The sequence below is a fragment of the Burkholderia sp. AU17457 genome, assembly GCF_002223255.1.
In the GTDB taxonomy this organism is placed as follows: Bacteria; Pseudomonadota; Gammaproteobacteria; order Burkholderiales; family Burkholderiaceae; genus Burkholderia; species Burkholderia sola.
In genome coordinates, this window is record NZ_NKFB01000004.1 from 848,962 (window position 1) to 869,258 (window position 20,297).

Annotated in this window: 21 protein-coding genes; 8 read left to right on the forward strand and 13 right to left on the reverse strand. The window is 68.9% G+C overall.

The features are described 5' to 3' along the window. Positions 1-3: 3 nt before the first annotated feature. From flgH to flgB, 7 genes are all read right to left on the reverse strand, one after another. Positions 4-693: a flagellar basal body L-ring protein FlgH gene (gene flgH / locus CFB49_RS16335; protein WP_089435743.1), complete on the reverse strand. Its 690-nt coding sequence runs from the start codon at positions 691-693 to the stop codon at positions 4-6. Positions 694-714: 21 nt separating this feature from the next. Then, positions 715-1,503, reverse strand: a complete 789-nt coding sequence (gene flgG, locus CFB49_RS16340) for a flagellar basal-body rod protein FlgG (RefSeq protein WP_006477564.1) — start codon at positions 1,501-1,503, stop codon at positions 715-717. A 317-nt stretch (positions 1,504-1,820) separates the two neighbouring features. Continuing rightward, complete coding sequence (gene flgF, locus CFB49_RS16345) at positions 1,821-2,579, reverse strand: flagellar basal-body rod protein FlgF (RefSeq protein ID WP_050014265.1); 759 nt, start codon at positions 2,577-2,579, stop codon at positions 1,821-1,823. A 19-nt stretch (positions 2,580-2,598) separates the two neighbouring features. Then, complete coding sequence (flgE, locus tag CFB49_RS16350) at positions 2,599-3,840, reverse strand: flagellar hook protein FlgE (RefSeq protein ID WP_069621006.1); 1,242 nt, start codon at positions 3,838-3,840, stop codon at positions 2,599-2,601. Between the two features lie 27 nt (positions 3,841-3,867). Beyond that, on the reverse strand, positions 3,868-4,614 hold the full coding sequence (locus CFB49_RS16355) for a flagellar hook assembly protein FlgD (protein WP_089435744.1): 747 nt from the start codon (positions 4,612-4,614) through the stop codon (positions 3,868-3,870). 53 nt (positions 4,615-4,667) lie between these two features. Continuing rightward, the gene (gene flgC / locus CFB49_RS16360; protein ID WP_027785673.1) at positions 4,668-5,093 is read right to left on the reverse strand and encodes a flagellar basal body rod protein FlgC; all 426 of its coding nucleotides are present in this window, start codon (positions 5,091-5,093) and stop codon (positions 4,668-4,670) included. Between the two features lie 51 nt (positions 5,094-5,144). Further along, positions 5,145-5,633, reverse strand: a complete 489-nt coding sequence (gene flgB / locus CFB49_RS16365) for a flagellar basal body rod protein FlgB (protein ID WP_069621004.1) — start codon at positions 5,631-5,633, stop codon at positions 5,145-5,147. 204 nt (positions 5,634-5,837) lie between these two features. Here flgB and flgA point away from each other — a divergent pair, with 204 nt between their 5' ends. The 3 genes from flgA to CFB49_RS16380 all read left to right on the forward strand — a co-directional run bounded on the left by flgA (position 5,838) and on the right by CFB49_RS16380 (position 8,021). Beyond that, positions 5,838-7,058, forward strand: a complete 1,221-nt coding sequence (flgA, locus tag CFB49_RS16370) for a flagellar basal body P-ring formation chaperone FlgA (protein ID WP_089491849.1) — start codon at positions 5,838-5,840, stop codon at positions 7,056-7,058. A gap of 117 nt (positions 7,059-7,175) precedes the next feature. After that, the gene (gene flgM / locus CFB49_RS16375; protein WP_069621003.1) at positions 7,176-7,502 is read left to right on the forward strand and encodes a flagellar biosynthesis anti-sigma factor FlgM; all 327 of its coding nucleotides are present in this window, start codon (positions 7,176-7,178) and stop codon (positions 7,500-7,502) included. A 78-nt stretch (positions 7,503-7,580) separates the two neighbouring features. Next, positions 7,581-8,021, forward strand: coding sequence for a flagella synthesis protein FlgN (locus CFB49_RS16380; protein ID WP_089491763.1), 441 nt, complete (start codon positions 7,581-7,583; stop codon positions 8,019-8,021). Positions 8,022-8,070: 49 nt separating this feature from the next. Here CFB49_RS16380 and CFB49_RS16385 read toward each other — a convergent pair whose 3' ends face one another. Next, positions 8,071-9,921 (reverse strand): M24 family metallopeptidase, encoded by a 1,851-nt coding sequence (locus CFB49_RS16385; protein ID WP_089491850.1) that lies wholly within the window; start codon positions 9,919-9,921, stop codon positions 8,071-8,073. Between the two features lie 372 nt (positions 9,922-10,293). On the opposite strand from CFB49_RS16385, the gene CFB49_RS16390 reads away from it, so the two are divergent. After that, positions 10,294-11,073, forward strand: a complete 780-nt coding sequence (locus CFB49_RS16390) for a helix-turn-helix domain-containing protein (protein ID WP_089491764.1) — start codon at positions 10,294-10,296, stop codon at positions 11,071-11,073. Between the two features lie 53 nt (positions 11,074-11,126). Here CFB49_RS16390 and CFB49_RS16395 read toward each other — a convergent pair whose 3' ends face one another. From CFB49_RS16395 to CFB49_RS16410, 4 genes are all read right to left on the reverse strand, one after another. Beyond that, positions 11,127-12,368, reverse strand: coding sequence for a multifunctional CCA addition/repair protein (locus tag CFB49_RS16395; RefSeq protein ID WP_089491765.1), 1,242 nt, complete (start codon positions 12,366-12,368; stop codon positions 11,127-11,129). Continuing rightward, the gene (locus CFB49_RS16400; protein WP_069620998.1) at positions 12,368-13,012 is read right to left on the reverse strand and encodes a glutathione S-transferase family protein; all 645 of its coding nucleotides are present in this window, start codon (positions 13,010-13,012) and stop codon (positions 12,368-12,370) included. Before CFB49_RS16400 ends, CFB49_RS16395 begins: the two co-directional genes overlap by 1 nt. Before the next feature lie 61 nt (positions 13,013-13,073). Beyond that, complete coding sequence (locus CFB49_RS16405; protein WP_089491766.1) at positions 13,074-14,033, reverse strand: complex I NDUFA9 subunit family protein; 960 nt, start codon at positions 14,031-14,033, stop codon at positions 13,074-13,076. Positions 14,034-14,274: 241 nt separating this feature from the next. Then, positions 14,275-16,227: a lytic transglycosylase domain-containing protein gene (locus CFB49_RS16410; RefSeq protein WP_089435748.1), complete on the reverse strand. Its 1,953-nt coding sequence runs from the start codon at positions 16,225-16,227 to the stop codon at positions 14,275-14,277. A gap of 8 nt (positions 16,228-16,235) precedes the next feature. On the opposite strand from CFB49_RS16410, the gene CFB49_RS16415 reads away from it, so the two are divergent. Further along, positions 16,236-16,844, forward strand: a complete 609-nt coding sequence (locus CFB49_RS16415; RefSeq protein WP_069620995.1) for a 5-formyltetrahydrofolate cyclo-ligase — start codon at positions 16,236-16,238, stop codon at positions 16,842-16,844. Positions 16,845-16,918: 74 nt separating this feature from the next. Here CFB49_RS16415 and CFB49_RS16420 read toward each other — a convergent pair whose 3' ends face one another. After that, positions 16,919-17,431 carry a winged helix DNA-binding protein gene (locus CFB49_RS16420; RefSeq protein ID WP_044847863.1) on the reverse strand — a complete coding sequence of 171 codons (513 nt, stop codon included), beginning with the start codon at positions 17,429-17,431 and terminating at the stop codon, positions 16,919-16,921. A 149-nt stretch (positions 17,432-17,580) separates the two neighbouring features. Between CFB49_RS16420 and pxpB the strand changes: the two genes are divergently transcribed. From pxpB to pxpA, 3 genes are read left to right on the forward strand one after another with little or no spacing between them, the layout of a single operon-like run. Next, positions 17,581-18,237: a 5-oxoprolinase subunit PxpB gene (pxpB, locus tag CFB49_RS16425; RefSeq protein ID WP_089491767.1), complete on the forward strand. Its 657-nt coding sequence runs from the start codon at positions 17,581-17,583 to the stop codon at positions 18,235-18,237. Continuing rightward, positions 18,234-19,301, forward strand: a complete 1,068-nt coding sequence (locus CFB49_RS16430) for a biotin-dependent carboxyltransferase family protein (protein WP_069620993.1) — start codon at positions 18,234-18,236, stop codon at positions 19,299-19,301. Before pxpB ends, CFB49_RS16430 begins: the two co-directional genes overlap by 4 nt. A gap of 56 nt (positions 19,302-19,357) precedes the next feature. Further along, the gene (gene pxpA, locus CFB49_RS16435; RefSeq protein ID WP_069620992.1) at positions 19,358-20,122 is read left to right on the forward strand and encodes a 5-oxoprolinase subunit PxpA; all 765 of its coding nucleotides are present in this window, start codon (positions 19,358-19,360) and stop codon (positions 20,120-20,122) included. Positions 20,123-20,297: the final 175 nt, after the last annotated feature.

The following is a 20,297-nucleotide window of genomic DNA, read 5'->3' on the forward strand; positions in this document are numbered from 1 at the left end:
TCATCACCACGGCGCGATGTTGAGGAAGAAGCGCTGCAGCCAGCCCATCGTCTCGGCTTCGTTGATGTAGCCCTTCGACGAGTATTCGATCTTCGCGTCGGCGACCTGCGTCGAATAGACGGAGTTCGCGCCCGAGATCGTGTTCGGGTTGACGACCCCCGAGAAGCGCACGTATTCGTTGCCCTGGTTGATCAGCATCTGCTTCTCGCCGCTGACCACGAGGTTGCCGTTCGGCAGCACGCTGGTGACGGTCACCGTGATCGTGCCGTTGAACGTGTTCGCCGCGCTCGCGCCGCCGGTGGCCGCGAACTTGTTCGCGCCGGTCGCCGACAGGTTCGCCTTCGCGAACAGCCCGCCGAGGAACGCGGCCGTCGGCACGTTGAAGTCGGTGTTGCCCTGCCGGTTGGTGTTCGCGCCGGACGACTTGGTCGCGTTGATGTTCTCCGCGATCATGATCGTCAGGATGTCGCCGATGTTGCGCGGGCGCTGATCCTCGAACAGCGGCCGCCCCGCGTAGCCGGGGTTGTAGATCGAGCCGGGCGCCTGCATCGACATCGGCATCGGCGGCTGCGCCGTCATCGGCTGCTGGATGATCGGATCGCGCGGAATCTGCGCGCAACCGGCGAGCGCCGCCACCGCGACCGCGCACGCGGCGCGGACGGTGGCTGACGAGGGGAGGCGAACCTGCTTCATGGCTGCGACGGGACGTTCCGGTTAGCTCTTCATCTGCGTGACGGTCTGCAGCATCTGGTCGGACGTCGTCACGGCCTTGCTGTTGATCTCGTAGGCACGCTGCGTCTGGATCATGTTGACGAGTTCCTGCACGACGTTCACGTTCGACGCCTCGACGTAGCCCTGGTTGAGCACGCCCGCGCCGTTCAGCCCCGGCTGCGACACGTTCGGCGCGCCCGACGACGTCGTTTCCGCGAACAGGTTCTCGCCCTTCGCCTCGAGGCCGGTCGGGTTGATGAAGGTCGCGATCTGCAGCGAGCCGATCTGCACCGCGTTGCTCGAGCCCGGCTGCGTGACCGACACGACGCCGTCCTTGCCGATCGTCAGCGACTGCGCGTTCTGCGGCACGGTGATCGCCGGCAGCACCTGGTAGCCGCTCGACGTGACGAGCTGGCCCTGCGCGTTGGTCTGGAACGAGCCGTCGCGCGTGTACGCGTTGGTGCCGTCCGGCATCAGCACCTGGAAGAAGCCCGCGCCGTTGATCGCGACGTCCTTCGAGTTGCCGGTCTGCGTGAGGCCGCCCTGCGTGTACAGGCGCTCGGTCGCGACCTGCTGCACGCCGGTGCCGAGCTGCAGGCCCGACGGCAGCTCGGTCTGCTGCGTCGAGTTCGCGCCGGGCTGGCGGATGGTCTGGTACAGCAGATCCTCGAACACCGCGCGCGACGCCTTGAAGCCGTTCGTGCTGGTGTTCGCCAGGTTGTTCGAAATCACGTCCATCTGCGCCTGCTGCGCATTCATGCCGGTCGCGGCGATGTAGAGCGAACGATTCATTTGTCAGGTCTCCTGCGTGGGGTGGCATAGGGTCTGTTTACCTATGGAACGCGCATGCGTTGCCACGAGAACGGCCGCTCGCGAGGCGCGCGACGCCGCGAATACTGGACGTATTCGCAAGGAGCGCAACGCGGCGAGCGGCCGTTCTCGTGGCAACCCCAAATTAAAAATCATGTCACGGGAATGCCCGAAATCGCCCGTATGGCGGCGTCGCTCGTCGCTTGTTTGGCGCGGCCAAACGGCGCTCCTCACTTCTTGCCCTACGAGCGATTTCGGGCATTCGCATGTGCGTTCCATAGGTAAACAGACCCTATCGCTCAGCTGAAGTTGAGCAGCTGGTTCGCCGTCTGCTCGTTCTGGTCGGCCGTCTGGATCAGCTTCGACTGCAGCTGGAACGCCCGTGCGTTGTCGATCATCGCGACCATCGCGGTCACCGGGTTCACGTTGCTGCCTTCGATCGAATTCGGCGTGACGACCACGTTCGGGTCGGCGTCGGCCGGATTGCCGTCGGCGGTGCGGAACAGCCCGTCGTTGCCGCGCGTGAGCGTGGCCGGATCGGGATTGACGAGCTTCATCTGGTCGACGATCGCGACCGCGGTCGGCGGGTCGCCCGGCATCAGCGCGGACACCGTGCCGTCCTTGCCGATCGTCACTTCCGCGTTCGGCGGGACCGAGATCGGGCCGCCGTTGCCGACCACCGGCAGGTTGCTCGCGTTGACGAGCTGGCCGTTCTCGTCGACGTGCAGGTTGCCGGCGCGCGTGTACGCCTCGCCGCCGTCGGCCGTCTGCACCGACAGCCAGCCCGCGCCCTGCACCGCGACGTCGAGCGGATTGCCGGTGCGCGTGATCGGACCCGGCGCGTAATCGGCGCCGGGCGTCGACGCGAGCACGTAGGTGCGCGTCGTCGTCGGGTCGATGTTGCTGCCGTCGCCGAAATTCATCGGCACCGCGCGATACGTCGCGAGCTGCGCGCGAAAACCCGTCGTCGACGCGTTCGCGAGGTTGTTCGCGACGATCGCCTGCTGGTCGAGCGACTGCGACGCGCCCGTCATCGCCGTATAGATCAGTCGGTCCATGGCTGCCGGTTGTCCGCGCTTACAGGTTGATGAGCGTCTGGTCGACGGTCTGCTGCGTCTTGATCGTCTGCGCGTTCGCCTGGTAGTTGCGCTGCGCGGTGATCAGGTTGACGAGCTGCGAGGTCAGGTCGACGTTCGAGTTCTCCAGTGCGCTGCCCTGCAGCGTGCCGTGGTTCGTGCTGCCCGGCGCCGACACCTGCGGCACGCCCGACGCCGACGATTCGGCGTACTGGTTGCCGCCGAGGTTCACCAGCCCGTTCGGGTTGTTGAAGTTCGCGAGCGCGATCTGGCCGAGCACGGCGGTCTGGCCGTTCGAGTAGTTGCCGGTCAGCTTGCCGTCGGCGCCGATCGAGTAAGTGGTGAGCCTGCCGCTCGCGTAGCCGTCCTGCGCGAGATTGTTCACGCCGTCCTTGCCGCCGTACTGCGTCGTGCCGGTCAGGTCGAGCGTCAGCGCCTGCGGCGTCGCCGAGCCGTCGGTGTTCGGCACGGTGAACTGGAACTGGCCGAGCGACGCGGTCGGCGCGGCCGGCGTGCCCGTCGTCGTGCTCTTGATCGCGCCCGACGTATCGAACGTGATCGTGCCGAGATCGGTCGTCGCGCCGCCCTGGACGCCCGCGTACGCTTCCCACGTGCCGGCCGCCGACTTCACGAAATACATGTTGACCGCCTGCGAGCCGCCGAGCGAGTCGTACACCTGGATCGCGGTCGAGTAGTTGTACGTCGTGTTGTCGGTCGCGCTGAACGGCGTCTTGGTCGGCACCGTGTCCTGCGAGTTCAGGTTGAACTGGCCGATGATCTTGGTCGTCGCGGTCGGCGCGATGTTGTTGGTCGGCGCCTGCAGCGGCACGGTCTGCGCGGTGTTGATCACGCCGCCCGCGTTGGCCGCGTAGCCCATCAGGTTACGGCCCTGCGCGTCGACGATGAAGCCGTTCTTGTCGCGCTGGAACGTGCCGTCGCGCGAGTACGTCGTCACGCCGTTATTCGACATCTGGAAGAAGCCGTTGCCGTTGATCGCGACGTCGAGCGACGAGTTCGTCGTATTGATCGTGCCCTGCCCGAAGTTCTGCTGCACCGAGTTCAGCGACGTGCCGATGCCGATCTGCGTGTTGACCGACGTCGCGACCGAGTTCGCGTACATGTCGGCGAACTGCGCGGTGCTCGACTTGAAGCCGACCGTGTTCGCGTTCGCGATGTTGTTGCCGATCACGTCCAGCGCGTTCGATGCGCCGGCGAGGCCGCTCAGACCCTGTTGATAACCCATTTCGTTCTCCGTGACGAGAAAGCTCGATCAGTTGGTGGTGGTGTCGCCGGACGACGACGACTTCGTGTTCGGGAAGATCGACGCAACCTGGGTGAGCCCCACCGTCGTGCCGTTCGACAGCACGAGCCCCGCGGTTCCGTCCGCCTGCTTGACCACGCTCTGCACCGTCGCGGCCGCGAGCGTCGTGGCCGCGTGCGGCGTGCCGTTGCTGTCGGTGTACGACGCGCTGACCGTGTACTTGCCGTCCGGCAGCGCGTTGCCGGCCGCGTCGGTCGGCGTCCAGTTGAACGGCACCGTGCCGGCCGACTGCGCGCCCGCGTTGATCGTGTTCACGACGGCGCCCGCCGAGTTCTTCACGGTGATCGTCAGGTTCGACACCGAGCTCGCGAGCGACACGCCGAACGGCGACGCCGCGCCGCTCTTCACCGCGACCGCATTGCCCGGCGCGAGCACGTTCGTGCCGATCAGCAGCGCGGCCTGCGTCTGCTGGCCGGCCGCGAGCTGCGTCGACAGCGACGTGAGCGACGTGTTCAGCTGCGCGATGCCGCTCACCGTGTTGATCTGCGCGAGCTGCGACGTCATCTGCGAGCTGTCCACCGGGCTGGTCGGATCCTGGTTCTGCAACTGCGTGACGAGCAGCTTCAGGAACGTCGCCTGCAGGTCGCTCGCCGACGTGCCGTTGGTCGACGACACGTTGTTGGTGTTCATCGTGTCGGTCGGCAGCGTCGACACGTTGGTGCCGTTGCCGCCGATCGTCGTGTTGGAGGAAGTCATCCTGTTGGCCTTCTGTCGGAACTGTCGGTTCGGTAAGTCGGGCGGCGCGCGGCTTACGAGCCGATCGTCAGTGTCTTGAGCATCAGCGTCTTCGCGGTGTTCAGCGTCTCGACGTTGGCCTGGTACGAGCGCGACGCCGAGATCATGTTCACCATCTCCTGCACCGGGTCGACGTTCGGCATCTGCACGTAGCCGTTCGCGTCGGCGGCCGGGTTCGCCGGGTCGTAGGTCGATTTCATCGGCGACGGGTCGTCCATCACCTTGGTCACGCGCACGCCGCCCACGCCCTGGCCGGACGCACTGCGCGCGCCGCCGAGCGGATCGGTCGCGAACACGACCTGCTTGGCCTTGTACGGCTTGCCGTCGGGGCCGGTCGCGCTGTCGGCGTTCGCGAGGTTCGACGCGGTCACGTTCAGGCGCTGCGATTGCGCGGACAGCGCCGAACCGGCGACGCCGAAGATGTTCATCAACGAAGGCATGGAGGCTCCTTGTGCTGGGTTCCGGATTCGGAAGCGGCGCTTACGAGTTCGTTACGAGTTCGTCGTGATCGCGGCGATCATCGCCTTGATCTGCTGGGTCATCACGGTCATCCCGGTTTCGTAGTGCAGCGCGTTGTTCGCGAACTGCACGCGCTCGACGTCGAGATCGACCGTGTTGCCGTCGAGCGACGGCTGCAGCGGCATCCGGTATTGCGCGCGGCCGTAGTCGTCCGACGGGCCGCCGGTCGGGATCAGCTTCGCGGTGCCGGCCATGTGGCCCGCCGCCGTCGACACCATCGACATGCCGCTCGTCACGCCGGCCGGCTGCGCCATCGGCAATTGCGCGGCGTTGCTGGGCGCGAGGGCGCCGCTCGTCTGCTTCAGCGAGCGCGCGAGCGTCGACGCGAAATCGACGTCGCGGGCCTGGTAGCCGGGCGTGTCGGCGTTCGCGATGTTCGACGACAGCAGTTCCTGCCGATAGGCGCGCACGTCGAGCGCCTGTCGGCCGAACGCGAATTCCGCATCGAGTTTGTCCAGCATGTGTGCGTCTCTCCGTATGAAGCGCTGCACGCCCCTCGCACCGGATGGCGACCCGAGAGGCTTTTTTCCATGACAGCGATGGTAGGCGCGGGACGCAACCGGCAATCGGGCGAATAACGCGGCAAAGGCCCCCTCTATTCATCGTTTGCGCGACGCCCCGGCTCCCTAGAATGCGAAGCGGAACAACGGATCGGGGGCATGGCGATGACGGGCGGCGCACTTCGCGACAGGAACGGGCGGCTCACGCACGTCCGGCGTGCGTTCGCGCTCGCCGCGGCGCTGTGGATCGCCGCGCCCGCCGTGCGCGCCGACGACGGGATGATCGTGATTCCCGGGCGCGGCGAGACGGCCGAAACCGCGCTCGCGCACGCCAATGCGGCGAGCGGCGGGCAGTTCGGCGGGAATGCGGGGATCGCGTCGACTTCGGGTGCGCCGCGTGCGACCGGCGCGACGAGCGCCGCGGTCGCCGGCGGCTACACAGCGCAATCGACCGGCGCGATGGTCGTGACGAGCGTCCCGCCGCCGGCTTCCGCGCCGCTGCCCGTCTACGCAGCCGCTCGCGCGAACGCCGGGTACGGCGCGCCGCCGCGCGCGGCGGACCCCGCCGCCGTCGCGACGGTCGTCGCCGGCACGGCCGAGCCTGCATCGGCTTTCGCGCGGCCGGCGCCGCAATCGGCAGCCTCGGCCCGCCTCGCGGCGGCCCGTGCCGCGTCGGTCGCCGCGGCGGCACGCACGGCGGCCGCTTCCGCCAACCCGACGCCGGCCCCGGCTGCCGCCTCGCCCCAGCCCGCGACGCCGCCCGGCCAGCAAGACCCCGAAACGATCCGGCGCGCGGCGCTCGCGTTCCTGCAGCAGCAGATCGCCGGGCTGCCCGGCAAGAGCACCGCGACGGTCACGACCGCCTTTCCGCGCGGGCTCGCCGCCTGCACGACGCTCGAACCGTTCTTGCCGACCGGCGCACGCCTGTGGGGCCGCACGACGGTCGGCGTGCGCTGCGCGGGCGAGCGGCCGTGGACCGTCTACCTGCAGGCGAAGGTCGCCGTGCAGGCCACCTATTACGTCGCCGCGCGCCAGATCGCGCCCGGCGAGCCGCTCTCCGCCGCCGACCTGGTCGCCCGCGACGGCGACCTGACGGTGCTGCCGCTCGCGGTGATCACCGATCCGGCGCAGGCCGTCGGCGCGACCGCGCTCGCGCGCATCTCGGCCGGGCTGCCGCTGCGGCAGGACATGCTGAAGAGCGCGGCGTCGGTGTCGGCCGGCCAGACCGTGCGGGTCGTCGCGGCCGGCCCCGGCTTCACGATTTCGGCCGAGGGCAGCGTGCTCGCGAATGCGGCGCCCGGCCAGTCGGTACGGGTGCGGATGGCGGCCGGGCAGATCGTCACGGCGATCGTCAAGGACGCCGGCACCGTCGAAATTCCGCTGTAGGGACGGATCTGCCGCAAAAATGTAAAGAATTGTTTATTCGGAGCATTTCGGGCTCGCGATGCTAAAGTTCGGGCCGACCCGGCCGTTATCTGGGTCAAACCGTACAGGAAACCCATCGTGAAGATCGATTCCACTCCGAAACCGAGCCCCCTCGCGCCGACCGGCAACGGCGCGGCCCGTGCGCCGTCCGGCACGGCCCAGTCGTCCGCGCAGGCCGCCGACGCAGGATCGACCGGCGGCGACACGAACGTGAACCTGTCGGGTCTGTCCGGCCAGTTGCGGTCGGTATCCGCGTCGGGCGACGCCGATATCGACACGGGTCTCGTCCAGTCGATCAAGGACGCGCTGAAGGACGGCACGCTGACGATCGACGCGAACAAGATTGCCGACGGCGTATTGAACACCGCCCGCGAACTGCTGCAGCAGCAGCGCCCGCAGGGCTAAGCCCCGGCCTCGTGGCCGGGTCACCCGGTTTGCCGGCGCGCGCGACACCGCACGCACCGGCGCGACGAGCATGACGCGATGAGAGAAGAGCTGCTGGCCACGGTCAACGACGAACACGCGACGATCGAGGCGTTCGCGTCCCTGCTCGTCTACGAGGAAAAGGCGCTGACGACGGCCGAGCCGCTCGAGATGCTGCCCGGCATCGTCGAGAAGAAAAGCGAACTGATCGACCGGCTCGCGCAGCTCGAACGCACGCGCGACACGCAGCTTTCCGCACTCGGCTTTCCGGCCGGCAAGAAAGGCATGGATCAGGCGGCCGAGCGCGATGCGCGCCTCGCGAGCCGCTGGCAACTGCTGCAACACGCCGCCGAACGCGCGCGCCAGGCCAATGCGAACAACGGGATGCTGATCCGGATCCGGATGGACTACAACGAGCGCGCGCTCGCGGTGCTGCGCTCGGCGCCCGCGCCGGCCGGCGTGTACGGCCCCGACGGACGCGTGTCGGCGCTCGCGCGCTGACGTCGCGCCGCGCGGCCGCCCGGCGGCCGCGCCCCTTTCCTTCCCTTCGTTACAGCAGCGGACACGCGGTGACCTGCGTGCCGCGCTCCACGCACAGCCGCTCGTAGTCGCGCAGGTACGCGCGCTCGGCGTCGTCCAGCAGATCCAGATCGATCAGGTCCCAGTCGTAGCCGACCGTCACGATGTTCTCGAACGTCACGGTGTCGGGCTGCGCGTCGTCCGGCCGCACGATCACGATGTTCTCGATCCGCACGCCGCCCTTGCCCGGCAGGTAGATGCCCGGCTCGACCGAAATCACCGCATTCGGCACCAGCCCGTACCGCGCGCCCGGCGCGAACCGCACGCCGCCCTCGTGCACGTGAATCCCGACGCCGTGCCCGGTGCCGTGGCCGAAATCGTGGCCATGATCGCGGCACACCTGCCGCACCAGCGCATCGACGTCGCCGCCCGTCGCGGTCGCCGGAAAGCGCGTGACGAGCCCCTTGATGCAGGCCTTCAGCGCGACCGTGTAGATCTCGCGCTGCCACGGCTGCGCGACCGTGTCCGGGTGCGTGCGGCGCAGCACGACGCGCGTGCAGTCCGTCGCGAAGCCCGCTTCGTAGTACGCGCCGCTGTCGAGCAGCACGAGTTCGCCTTCGGTCAGCTCGACGTCGGCGCTCGCCGCCGTGTAATGCGCGAATGCGCTGTTCGCGCCGTTCGCCGCGATCGACGGAAACGACAGCGCGACCGCCGAACGGGCGCCGTATGCGTCGTTGATCGTGCGCGCGAGGTCGTACTCGGTGTGGCGCACGCCCGGTTCACCGGTCTTCGCCCAGCGCATCGTCTCGGCGATCGCCGCGGAGCTGCGCGCGAACGCGTGGCGGAACTGGTCGAGCACCGCCGGCGTCTTGCTCGCCCGCATCGCCTCGACCGGGTTGAAATCGGCATGCCGCGCGTGCGGCCACACGCGGCTCACCGCGTCGACGAGCGCGCAGTTCACCGATTCGAAGCCGTAGCACACGTGGTCAATTGCGAACTGCGCGAGGAAGCGCTCGAGCGCCGCGACGTCGCGCCGGATCACGTGCAGCGCCGGATACGAATCGAGCGCGACCTCGCAGCGATCGCAGCCTTCCGGCAAGAACAACACCACCTGAGCGCCGATCGCGAACAGGAAGCCGAGGTGCGACGACGCATTCGGGATGTGATAGCCGCGGCTGTTCAGCAGATACGCGAGATCGTCCGACGCGCAGGTGAAGAACGCGGTCTTGCCGTCGGCCGCGCCGGTATGCGCGGCGAGCCGGCGGTTCAGCGCGTCGAGGTTCTGCGCGACGCTCAGGCCGGTCATCGTTGCCGGAATCTCGAAGATCGGCCGCTCGACGTTCCAGCCCGGCAGCGCGAGCGCGCGGTCGATCTCGCGATCGGCGAGGCTCGCCCAGTCGAGCGTCGCGGCCTGCGTCCGCTCGAACAGCCGGTTGCGCTGCGCGACGCTGATCCGCCGCGCGTCGTAGCCGACCCGCGCGAGCCGGCTCGCGTGCGCGACCAGCCAGTCGGCCATCGCCTGCCAGATCGTCACGTCGATGCCGAGCTTCTCGACGCGCACACGCGCCGGATCGCACTGCTCGTCGGCCTGGAAGTGATAGCGGCCGTCGACGAACAGCACGAACGGCGGCACGCCGAGCGCCTGCGCGGTCGCCGCGCTCAGGAAGATCCCGCAGCCGGCCGAACCGTCGAAGCCGGACACCGCGTAGCGCGGGTTGTTGCCGCGCGGCAGGTACTCGGTCACGTACTCGTCCTGCGACGTGATCACCACCGCGTCGAGTCGCGCGGCATCGAGCAGGCGCGACAGGCCGGCCTGGGTCTCGGCGACGGACGCGTCGTACGGGGGAAGGCCGGAGAAGCTGTATTTCAGTCGATCGATCATCGGATGCCCGTTATTCATTGTTGTCGGCGGCTAGCGGCGTGTCGCGGCATCGCGCCGGCCGATACCACACGTCGCCGCGGCGCAGGTCGCACATGGCGCGACGCGCGGCCGGGCCGCGCCGCGGTTTCAGCGGCCGCCCTCGGGAAATTTTCGTCTCACTTAACTTTGTTTGATGCGCGACAGAATCTAGAGCAGGCCGAAATCGAGGTCAAGCCAAAATTTTCGTAGGACTAAAATCGGCACGCGGCCTGCGGATTCCGGCACAGCGCCAATTCGTCCGGCGATGCTGCGCGGTACAATGCGCCGGCCTCCGCCCCGGCGACCGCACCGCCGTTGCGCCCGCGCCCCGACTCGTTGCCACGAAAGAGATTCATGGATTCAGACCTCATGCGTATCGGCCAGCGCATTCGCCGCCTGCGCCGGGAAGCGAAGAAGACGCTGCTGGAAGTGGCGACCGAAGCGAAACTGTCGGTCGGATTCCTGTCGCAGGTCGAGCGTCATCTGACGGGCATCTCGCTGTCGTCGCTCGTCAACGTCGCGAAGGCGCTGGGCGTGCCGCTCGGCACGCTGATCGAGCAGCCGCGCCAGCCGCAGCCCGATTCGCACGAGGGCAGCCGCAAGCCGTATGCGCTCGACGCCGCGTCGCAGTGGTACGAGCGGCTGTCCACCACGTTCGACGGCAGCCAGATCAACGCGCTGAAGGTGCAGATGATGGGAGGCTACCGGTCGGAATGGGTCGCGCACGGCGGCGACGAGTTCGTGTACGTGCTGGCCGGCCGCGTCTGCTACACGGTCGGCAAGAAGAATTACCCGCTGGCGCCGGGCGACTCGCTGCACTTCGACGCGCGCAAGCGGCATCGCGTGGTCAATGTCGGCGACGGGCCGGCCGAGCTGATCACCGTCAGCACGCTGCCGCTGTTCGACGACAGTTCGGCGGAGTTCGCGCCCGCGACGACGGAAATCAGGCCGTCGAAGCCCGCCGGGCCGCGCGTGAGCCGCCGCGCGCCGCGGCCCGAACGGGATGGTCGCGACGCCGTCGCGACGCGGCCGTCCAAGGGTGACGCAGCCGAAAAGAAGGATTCGGCGAAACCGCGCGCCGCCGCCGGCAAACGCCCGGCAACCGCGACTCCGGCACGCAAGAAGAAACCGTAACGGCCGACGGGCGCACATGCCGCGCGCCCGGTTCCGTGCCGCCTACTCGCCGCCTACTCGCCGATCGCGAGCGCCTGCGCGACGGCCTGGATCCGCGCGCGATGCACGGCTTCCTTGATCTTCTCCGTGTCGTTGCCGATGCCGCGCGCGATTGCGCCGGCATCGACGCTGCGCGCGGCCGCGAGCGCGACGCGCAGCCGCTCGGCCTGCGGATACGGCTGCGCATCGAGCCCGAGTCGGCCGCGCGCATCCGACTCGCACGCCTGCAGCAACTCGGCGAAGCGCGCCGGCTTGCGCAGCGCGTCGCTGCGCTCGAAGAGCCGCACCAGCGCGGCCGCGCCCATCTCCATCACGCGATGCAGGTTGCCGTGCTCGCGCGCGACCACCAGCGCGAGATCGCGGCATTCGTTCGGCACGCGCAGCCGCTCGCACAACGGCTTGAGCAGTTCGACGCTGCGGCTTTCGTGGCCGACGTGGCGCGGCAGCACGTCCGCGGGCGTGGTCCCCTTGCCGAGATCGTGCGTGAGCGCCGCGAAGCGCACCGCCAGCGAATAGCCCTGCTTCGCCGCGTAGTCGACGACCATCATCACGTGCACGCCGGTATCGACTTCCGGGTGGTAATCGGCGCGCTGCGGCACGCCCCACAGCGCATCGACCTCGGGCAGGATGCGCGCGAGCGCGCCGCAATCGCGCAGCACCGCGAACATCCGCGACGGCTTCGCCTCCATCAGTCCGCGCGCGATTTCCTGCCACACGCGCTCGGGCACGAGCGCGTCGACCTCGCCCGCGTCGACCATCCGCCGCATCAGCGCGAGCGTGTCCTCCGCGACCGTGAAATCCGCGAACCGTGCGGCGAAGCGCGCGATGCGCAGGATCCGCACCGGATCCTCGACGAACGCGTCGCTCACGTGCCGGAACACGCGCGCGCGCAGGTCGGCCTGCCCGTCGAACGGATCGATCACCGGGCCGACCAGCGCGCCTTCCGGGCTCACCTCGCGCGCCATCGCGTTGATCGTCAGGTCGCGCCGCGCGAGATCCTCGTCGAGCGTCACGTCCGGCGCGTAATGGAACTGGAAGCCGTGATAGCCGGCCGCCGTCTTGCGTTCGGTGCGCGCGAGCGCGTATTCCTCCTGCGTCTGCGGATGCAGGAACACCGGGAAATCCTTGCCCACCGGCCGGAAGCCCTGCGCGATCATCTGCTCCGGCGTCGCGCCCACCACCACGTAGTCGCGGTCCTGCACCGGCACGCCGAGCAATTCGTCGCGGATCGCTCCGCCTACTGCGTAGATGTTCATCACTGCGGCTCGTATTCGGCGATCACGTTGGTTTCGCGGCGCGCGGCATCGATCCACCGCTGCACGGCCGGCAGCGCCGTCACCCGCGCCGCATAGCCGGCCGCCTCCGGCGACAGCGCCGGCGCATACGTGTTGAAGCGCATCACGACGGGCGCATACATCGCATCGGCGATCCCGAATTCGCCGAACAGGAACGGCCCGCCCGAGGCCTCGATGCATTCGCTCCACAGCGCGTCGATGCGCGCGACGTCGGCAAGCGCCTCGGGCGTCGCGCCGCGCCCCGGCATCGATGCGCGGATGCTCATGCCCATCTGCGTGCGCAGCGCCATGAAGCCCGAATGCATCTCGGCGGACACGCAGCGCGCATGCGCACGCGCGAGCGGATCGGCCGGCCACATCGGGAATTGCGGATAGCGCTCGGCGAGCGTCTCGGCGATCGCGAGCGAATCCCAGATCGCCGCGCCGTGATCGTCGACCAGACACGGCACCTTGCCGGTCGGCGAGTATTCGCGGATGCGCGCGGCCGTGTCGTCGCGGCGCAGCTCGACCACGATCTCGTCGAACGGGATGCCGAAATGCGCGAGCAGCAGCCACGGCCGCATCGACCACGACGAGTAGTTCTTGTCTCCAATGACGAGTTTCATGACAGGGTTCCGGAAAACGCGAAACAGGAAAAGAACGGGGGCCGGCGGCGCCCCGCGGGTATTAGCGACGCGAGCGGAACCAGTCGAACCGCGAGCGCGTCGCCGCTTCGCCGAGATACGCGGGCGCAATGCTTTCGAGACTCGCGGGCGAGAGCCCGAGTTCCGGCGCGAGCGGCCCCGACAGCACGTTCGGCACCGACATCGTCGCGAGATTGTCGCGCGTGAGCACCGGCTCGCCCGGCAAGCATTCGAACACGCTCGCCTGCAGCCGCGCAAGCGCGTCGGGCAGCCGCACGATGCGTGCCTGCCGGCCGACCAGCGTGCCGCAGTAGCGCACCAGTTGCTCGAGCGTGTAGACGGTCGGGCCGCCGAGTTCGTAGGTCTTGCCGTGCGCGCCGACGAGATCGAGCGTGTTGACGAACGCGCGCACGACGTCGCCGACGAACACCGGCTGGAAGCGCGCGTCGGGCATCGCGAGCGGCAGCACGGGCACCGTGCGCTGCAGCTTCGCGAACGTATTGAGGAACGCGTCGCCGGGGCCGAACACGACCGACGGACGGAAGATCGTCAGCGCGAGCGAATCGGTGGCCGCGATCGCATGCAGCGCGGCTTCGCCGTCGCCCTTCGAGCGCTGGTACATGCTCGCGCCGTGCGAATCGGCGCCGAGCGCGCTCATGTGCAGCACGCGCCGCACGCCGACCTCGGTGCAGGCGGTCGCGAGCGCGGCCGGCAGCGCGACGTGCGCGCGCTCGAAGCCGGGCCCGTACGGCGTGCCGCGGCCGCCGTGCAGCACGCCGATCAGGTTGATCGCCGCGTGCGCGCCGGCGACGAAGCGCGCGAGCGTGCGCGTATCGAGCGCGTCGAGTTCGACGATGTCGACCGGCAGCATCTGCAGGTGGCGCGCGTGGTCGCGCCGCCGCGTGCCGATCCGCACCTGCTTGCCGGCGTCGATCAGCGCATTGACGAGCCGGCTGCCGATGAAGCCGGTGCCGCCCAGCAGCGCGACGGTCTGGCGATCCATGTTCGGAACCTCTAAGGGGCTGTTCACGCTAATAACGGGCTTGCGCTGGCCGCCAGAAGGGCCGAGCGCAAGGATTGCGACGCAGCGAATACTCGACGTATTCGCAAGGAGCATGACGCAGCGATCGGTCCTTCCGGCGGCCAGCCCCATTCATGATTTTTTCCAGTCAGGGGAACGCAAGCCCGTTATTAGCGTGAACAGCCCCTTAAACACTGCCGCGTCTCGCGCGGCAGTTCGTGTATCAGGGCGAGATCATGCCTAGACGTTTCTTCAACGACTGCGGTTTGCCCTCGAAGAGCGCCGCGTAGTAGACGGTGTTCGACAGCACGTTCTTCACGTAGTCGCGCGTCTCGTTGAACGGAATCGTCTCCGCGAAGATCGCGCCTTCGACCGGCTGCGTCAACACCTGGCGCCACTGGCGCGGCCGGCCCGGGCCCGCGTTGTAGCCGGCGGTGGCGAGCACCGGCGAGCTGTCGAAGTTGTTGTAGATGTCCGCGAGATACCAGGTGCCGAGCTGGATGTTGGTGTCGATGTCGTGCATCTGCGCGCGCGAGATCGCGCCCATGCCGAGCTTCTTCGCGACCATCTGGGCCGTCGCCGGCATCAGCTGCATCAGGCCGCCCGCGCCCACCGACGAACGCGCGCTGATGATGAAGCGCGATTCCTGGCGGATCAGCCCGTACGCCCACTCGACGTCGAGGCCCGTCGATTGCGCATAGCGCTCGACGGTCGTGCGGTACGGCGACGGATAGCGCAGCGTGAAGTCGTGCTCGGCTTTCGTGCGGTCGGCCGTGTTGACCGTGCGGTCGAGCAGCTCGACGCGCTTGCCGTATTCGGCGGCCGCGAGCAACTGGCGATCGGTCATCCCGCGCAGCGGCCAGTTCCATTCGCGATTGCCTTCGAGACGCAGGTTCAGCGCGTAGAAGCGTTGCGCGAGCGCGAAGCCCGGAATCTTGCCCATCGCGTCGACCTCTGCGTCGCTCACCTTCGTGCGCGGCGGAATCGTCGTGCGCTGGCCGAGTTCTTCGCCGGCCAGCTGACCGTAGAAGTTGAACTGGCCGGCGACCTGCTCGAATTCCTGGTTCGCCTGCAGCGTGTCGCCGCTCTGCTTGAGCGCGCGCGCATGCCAGTAGATCCACGCCGGATCGTTGCGCAGCGACGGCGGCATCTGCTCGATCGACCAGCGCACCATCGGCCAGTTGCCGGCGAGCAGCGCGGCGCGCGTGCGCCATTCGTAGCCCGGGTTCGACAGCGGCGCGTTCGCCGATTTCGCATACCAGACCGATGCCATCGGCGAGCGCTTGATCGCGCCCTGGTAGCCGATCGCGCCCCACGCGATCGCCTGCTCCTGCTTGGTCAGCGAAGGCGCGACCGTCGTCAGCATCCCGGCGGCGGCGTCCGGATCGTTGCGCGCCATGCGGCTGAGCGCGATCAGCGCGATCTGATGCGACGCGGCGTCGGCGCCGACCCCGCGCGCGAGGTACAGCGGCGGCGCGCTCGTCGCCTGGTCGAAGCCAACGGGGCGCGGGCCGAGCGCGTCGACGATCTTGCCGCCGAGCGTCGTGTAGTTCTGCTCGTACGCGAGGCGCGCCTGCTGCCACACGTCGTCGCTCGTGAACTGCTGGTTGACGGTGAGCGCGGTGATCAGGTCGACGCACGCATCGCCGTAGTTCTTCGGCTCGACGAGCAGCGCGCGCGCCGCGTCGGCGACGTTCTCGTTGCGCGCCGCGCGCGATTCGAGCGCATAGCACTTGACCTGCGTGTCGTCGTCGAGCACGAAGCGCTTGTACTGGTCGTCGAAATTGCGCCAGTCGTGGCGCGCGCCGAGCACGAGCAGGTAGTCGTTGCGCAGGCGATCGGCGATCGCCTGGCCATCGTAGCGCTGCAGGAACGACTGCACGGGCGCGTCCGGCGCATCGACGCGCGCGCGGCCCGTCGAATCGAACAGCTGCGGCTTGATCTGGAAATACTCGACGTAGGACGGCACCGGATAGTTCGGGATCATCGACGCGAGCTGCGCGGCCTTCGCGGCGTCGTTGCGGCGTGCGGCTTCGCGAAGCTGCACGAAGATCTGGTCGTCCCCGGCGAGCGTGTCGTCGTTCGGTGCGGCGCAGGCGGCCGTGCCCGCGACGAGCGCGGCGGCCGAAAGCGCGAGCGCGACCGCGCGATATACTCGGAAAAGGCTGTTCGACATCGTTTTGAATGGAGCACGAAGTGACCGAAAGCATAGCACGCAACCCTGTGCCGAACCCGAAGGTTGCACTGCGCAAAACGCTGTCCGGCGCCCGTCGCGACGCCGCGTCGCAACCCGCCGCGAACGCCGCGCTCGACGCGCGGCTACGCACGCTGCTCGACCGTCTGGCGCCGCGCACGGTCGGGTTCTACTGGCCGCTGCCGGGCGAATTCGATGCGCGCGAGGCGGTGCTCGCATGGTGCGCGGCGGGGCCCGGCCGGTGCGCCGCGTTGCCGGTGATCGGCGAGCGTCACACGCCGCTCGCGTTCCACGCGTGGGACACGCACACGCCGATGCGTGAAGGCCATCACCGGATTCCCGAGCCGGCGTCGGGAATCGTCGTCGTACCCGATCTTTTGCTGATTCCGTGCGTGGGATTCGATCCGCAGCGCTACCGGCTCGGCTACGGCGGCGGCTACTACGATCGCACGCTCGCCGCATGGCCGGGCGACACGCTGCCCGTGACGGTCGGCATCGCGTACGAAGCGTGCCGCGTCGACGCGCTGCCGGCCGAAGCGCACGATCTCGCGCTGCGCTGGATCGTCACGGACGGTGCGCTTTATCCGGCCGCCGGATGATGGCGCGCGCGGCGCCGCGATTCGTCGCGGTTTGCCGTGAGCGCGTCGCGGCGACCGTCCGTTTCCGCGCGCGTTTACAGCGACGCCGCCGCGCGCGCGGCCGTGTCGTAGAGACCCGATGCGTGGCGCAGCAACTGCGCCGCGTCGCCGATCTGCTCGTTGGTGAGGCCACTGTCCTTCAGCGTCTCGATCAGGCAATGCTCGCGCACCTCGCGGTACTTCAGGCACAGCTCGCGGCCCGCGTCGGTCGCGAAGAAGAACACTTCCTTGCCGCTCTTCTCGCTTTTCACATAGCCGCGGGCGATCAGTTTTTTCAGCGCATAGGTCGCGACGTGCGTATCCTCGATATTGAGCACGAAGCAGATGTCGGCGAGCTTCTTCTTGCGTTCGCGATGGCTGACGTGATGCAGCAGCGAGACCTCGACCGCCGTCATGTCCTTCGCGCCCGCCGCCGACATGCAGCGCACCATCCAGCGATTGAACGCGTTGCCGGCCATGATGAGCCCGTATTCGAGCTCCGACAGCTCCGCGCTCGAATCGGAAACGAGGTGTTCGGATGACACGATCTTGGTCGCAGGACGCTTCATGGAAAGGCGGCGCAAGCCGGATGACAGGATGTGCCCGAGTGTACGCCAGAAGCCCCGGCCTACGAGCTAGGCGAAAACGCTTATTGAGAAGTTGTCGATATTTTATTGACAATGTGCGCTAACATTGCCGTCCGAACCGTGCCAGTCCGATGACGCCACCCCGCATTTATCCGCTCGGCGATGCCGCCCTCGTCTGCGAGGTGCCGCCGCCCGCCACGCTCGATTGCCAGCGCCGCGTCTGGGCCGTGGCGGAGGCCGCGCGCGCGTGGCCCGACGTGATCGACGTCGTCCCCGGCATGAACAACCTGACCATCGTGTTCGACCCGCTCGCCGCGACGGCCGATTCGCTCACGCCCGCGTTGCGCGATGCGTGGGAGACGGCCGACGTCGAGCACGCGGACGGCCGCGAGGTCGAGATCCCGGTCGAGTACGGCGGGGCCGCCGGCCCCGACCTGGCCGCCGTCGCCGCGCACACGGGCCTGTCGGCCGACGAGGTCGTCGCGCGCCACGCGGCCGGCGCCTACGTCGTGTTCTTCGTCGGATTCCAGCCGGGCTTCGCGTATCTGGGCGGCCTCGACGCGTCGCTGCATACGCCGCGCCGCGCGGCGCCGCGCCTCGAGGTGCCGGCCGGCTCGGTCGGCATCGGCGGCGCGCAGACGGGCATCTACCCGGCCACGTCGCCCGGCGGCTGGCAACTGATCGGCCGCACGGCGCAGCAGCTGTTCGATCCGGCGCGGCCGCAGCCGACGCTGCTGCTGCCCGGCGACCGCGTACGCTTCACCATTGCGGGAGTCGACGCACGATGACCCAGAGCAACGCACCGGGCACCGTCGAGGTCGTGCGGGCCGGCCCGCTGTCGACCGTGCAGGATCTCGGGCGCCGCGGCACGCGCCATCTCGGCGTCGCGCAAGGCGGCGCGCTCGACGGCCTCGCGCTCGAAGTCGGCAACCGGCTGGTCGGCAACCGCCCCGACGCGGCGGCCGTCGAAATCACGATCGGCCCCGCCACGTTCCGCTTCACGCGCGCCACGCGCATCGCGATCACCGGCACCGAGTTCGGCGCGACGCTCGACGGCAAGCCCGTGTATTCGTGGTGGAGCCTGCCGGTCGACGCCGGCCAGACGCTCGTGCTGCCGGCCGCGAAGCGCGGCATGCGCGGCTACCTGTGCATCGCGGGCGGCATCGACGTGCTGCCGATGCTCGGCTCGCGCAGCACCGATCTCGCGTCGCGCTTCGGCGGCCTCGGCGGCCGCACGCTGCGCGACGGCGACCGGCTGCCGGTCGGCGCGCCGCCGGCCGGCGCCGGCTGCCTCGCGGCCGACGCGCCCGAATTCGGCGTGAAGGCGCCGGCGTGGTGCGCGTTCGTGCGCGTCGACGAGCCGCCGCGCCGTCACCGCCCCGCGCATGCGCCGTGGGCGATGCCCGTGCGCGTGCTGCCGGGCCCCGACTACGCGTCGTTCGCGGCCGATTCGCAGCAAGCGTTCTGGGACGAGGAATGGCTCGTCACCGCGAACAGCAACCGGATGGGCTATCGCCTCGCCGGCGCCGAGCTCGTGCGCGAGCGGCCGGTCGAGCTGCTGTCGCACGCGGTGCTGCCCGGCACGATCCAGGTGCCGCCGAACGGCCAGCCGATCGTGCTGATGCACGACGCGCAGACCACCGGCGGCTACCCGAAGATCGGCACGGTGATCCGCGCCGACCTGTGGAAGCTCGCGCAGGCGCGGCTCAACCTGCCGATCCGCTTCGTGCGCACGACGCCCGACGCCGCGCGCGCCGCGCTCGTCGCGGAACGGGCGTACCTCCGGCAGATCGACGTCGCGATCGAGATGCGCGAGGAAGCGCGCCGCCGCGCCCAATCGCGCGCGGCGTGACAATGGCGGAAGCAGCAGCGAAAGACGCGCCACGCAACCAGTGGACGAGGAACATCATGGAAATCGATCTGAATGCCGATCTCGGCGAAGGATGCGGATCGGACGAGGCGTTGCTCGACCTCGTCACGTCGGCAAATATCGCATGCGGCTGGCATGCAGGCGGCGCGAATGCGATGCGCGACTGCGTGCGCTGGGCCGTGCAGAAAGGCGTGTCGATCGGCGCGCACCCGAGCTTTCACGATCCGGAGAATTTCGGCCGCAAGGAAATGCAGCTGCCGGCGGGCGACATCTATGCGGGCGTGCTGTACCAGCTCGGCGCGCTGTCGGCGATCGCGCAGGCCGAGGGCGGGCGCATCGCGCACGTGAAACCGCACGGCGCGCTGTATAACCAGGCCGCGCGCGACCCGATGATCGCCGACGCGGTGGTGTCCGCGATCCACGACTTCGATCCGTCGCTCGCGGTGTTCGGGCTTGCGAACAGCGTATTCGTCGCGGCCGCGCGGCATGCGGGACTCGCGGCGGTGGAGGAAGTGTTCGCCGATCGCGGCTACCGCGCGGACGGCTCGCTGGTGCCGCGCAGCCAGCCCGGCGCGTTGATCGACGATGAAGACGCGGTGCTCGCGCGCACGCTCGACATGGTGCGCAACCGGCAGGTGCGCGCGCTGAGCGGCGAATGGGTGCCGCTCAATGCGCAGACCGTCTGCCTGCATGGGGACGGGCCGCATGCGCTGGCGTTCGCGAAGCGGATCCGCGCGGCGCTCGAGGCCGCCGGCGTCGACGTGGTTGCGCCCGGGACGGTGCAGGCCGACGAGGGCGCGTGACGAAGCAGTCGGCACCTTGCGTGCGCGCGCCGCACGTTTTCGTCGCACCAAAAGAAAAAAGCGCCCTCGTGGCGCTTTTCCGTTGGCGCAATCGCCGCGGCTTCGCCGTCTGTCGATTCACCCCCCGAAACCGTCTTTCGACGGTGACCGGAAAAATATTCCGGATTAAAAAACG

Coding starts and splice junctions, on each gene's coding strand:
- flgG (WP_006477564.1), bottom strand. CDS start 1,503: ATGAATCGTTCGCTCTACATCGCCGCGACCGGCATGAATGCGCAGCAG.
- CFB49_RS16390 (WP_089491764.1), top strand. CDS start 10,294: ATGGATTCAGACCTCATGCGTATCGGCCAGCGCATTCGCCGCCTGCGC.
- CFB49_RS16355 (WP_089435744.1), bottom strand. CDS start 4,614: ATGACTTCCTCCAACACGACGATCGGCGGCAACGGCACCAACGTGTCG.
- flgE (WP_069621006.1), bottom strand. CDS start 3,840: ATGGGTTATCAACAGGGTCTGAGCGGCCTCGCCGGCGCATCGAACGCG.
- CFB49_RS16410 (WP_089435748.1), bottom strand. CDS start 16,227: ATGTCGAACAGCCTTTTCCGAGTATATCGCGCGGTCGCGCTCGCGCTT.
- CFB49_RS16405 (WP_089491766.1), bottom strand. CDS start 14,033: ATGGATCGCCAGACCGTCGCGCTGCTGGGCGGCACCGGCTTCATCGGC.
- CFB49_RS16395 (WP_089491765.1), bottom strand. CDS start 12,368: ATGAACATCTACGCAGTAGGCGGAGCGATCCGCGACGAATTGCTCGGC.
- flgA (WP_089491849.1), top strand. CDS start 5,838: ATGACGGGCGGCGCACTTCGCGACAGGAACGGGCGGCTCACGCACGTC.
- CFB49_RS16420 (WP_044847863.1), bottom strand. CDS start 17,431: ATGAAGCGTCCTGCGACCAAGATCGTGTCATCCGAACACCTCGTTTCC.
- flgB (WP_069621004.1), bottom strand. CDS start 5,633: ATGCTGGACAAACTCGATGCGGAATTCGCGTTCGGCCGACAGGCGCTC.
- CFB49_RS16380 (WP_089491763.1), top strand. CDS start 7,581: ATGAGAGAAGAGCTGCTGGCCACGGTCAACGACGAACACGCGACGATC.
- pxpB (WP_089491767.1), top strand. CDS start 17,581: ATGACGCCACCCCGCATTTATCCGCTCGGCGATGCCGCCCTCGTCTGC.
- pxpA (WP_069620992.1), top strand. CDS start 19,358: ATGGAAATCGATCTGAATGCCGATCTCGGCGAAGGATGCGGATCGGAC.
- CFB49_RS16385 (WP_089491850.1), bottom strand. CDS start 9,921: ATGATCGATCGACTGAAATACAGCTTCTCCGGCCTTCCCCCGTACGAC.
- flgC (WP_027785673.1), bottom strand. CDS start 5,093: ATGCCTTCGTTGATGAACATCTTCGGCGTCGCCGGTTCGGCGCTGTCC.
- flgH (WP_089435743.1), bottom strand. CDS start 693: ATGAAGCAGGTTCGCCTCCCCTCGTCAGCCACCGTCCGCGCCGCGTGC.
- flgF (WP_050014265.1), bottom strand. CDS start 2,579: ATGGACCGACTGATCTATACGGCGATGACGGGCGCGTCGCAGTCGCTC.
- CFB49_RS16430 (WP_069620993.1), top strand. CDS start 18,234: ATGACCCAGAGCAACGCACCGGGCACCGTCGAGGTCGTGCGGGCCGGC.
- CFB49_RS16400 (WP_069620998.1), bottom strand. CDS start 13,012: ATGAAACTCGTCATTGGAGACAAGAACTACTCGTCGTGGTCGATGCGG.
- CFB49_RS16415 (WP_069620995.1), top strand. CDS start 16,236: ATGGAGCACGAAGTGACCGAAAGCATAGCACGCAACCCTGTGCCGAAC.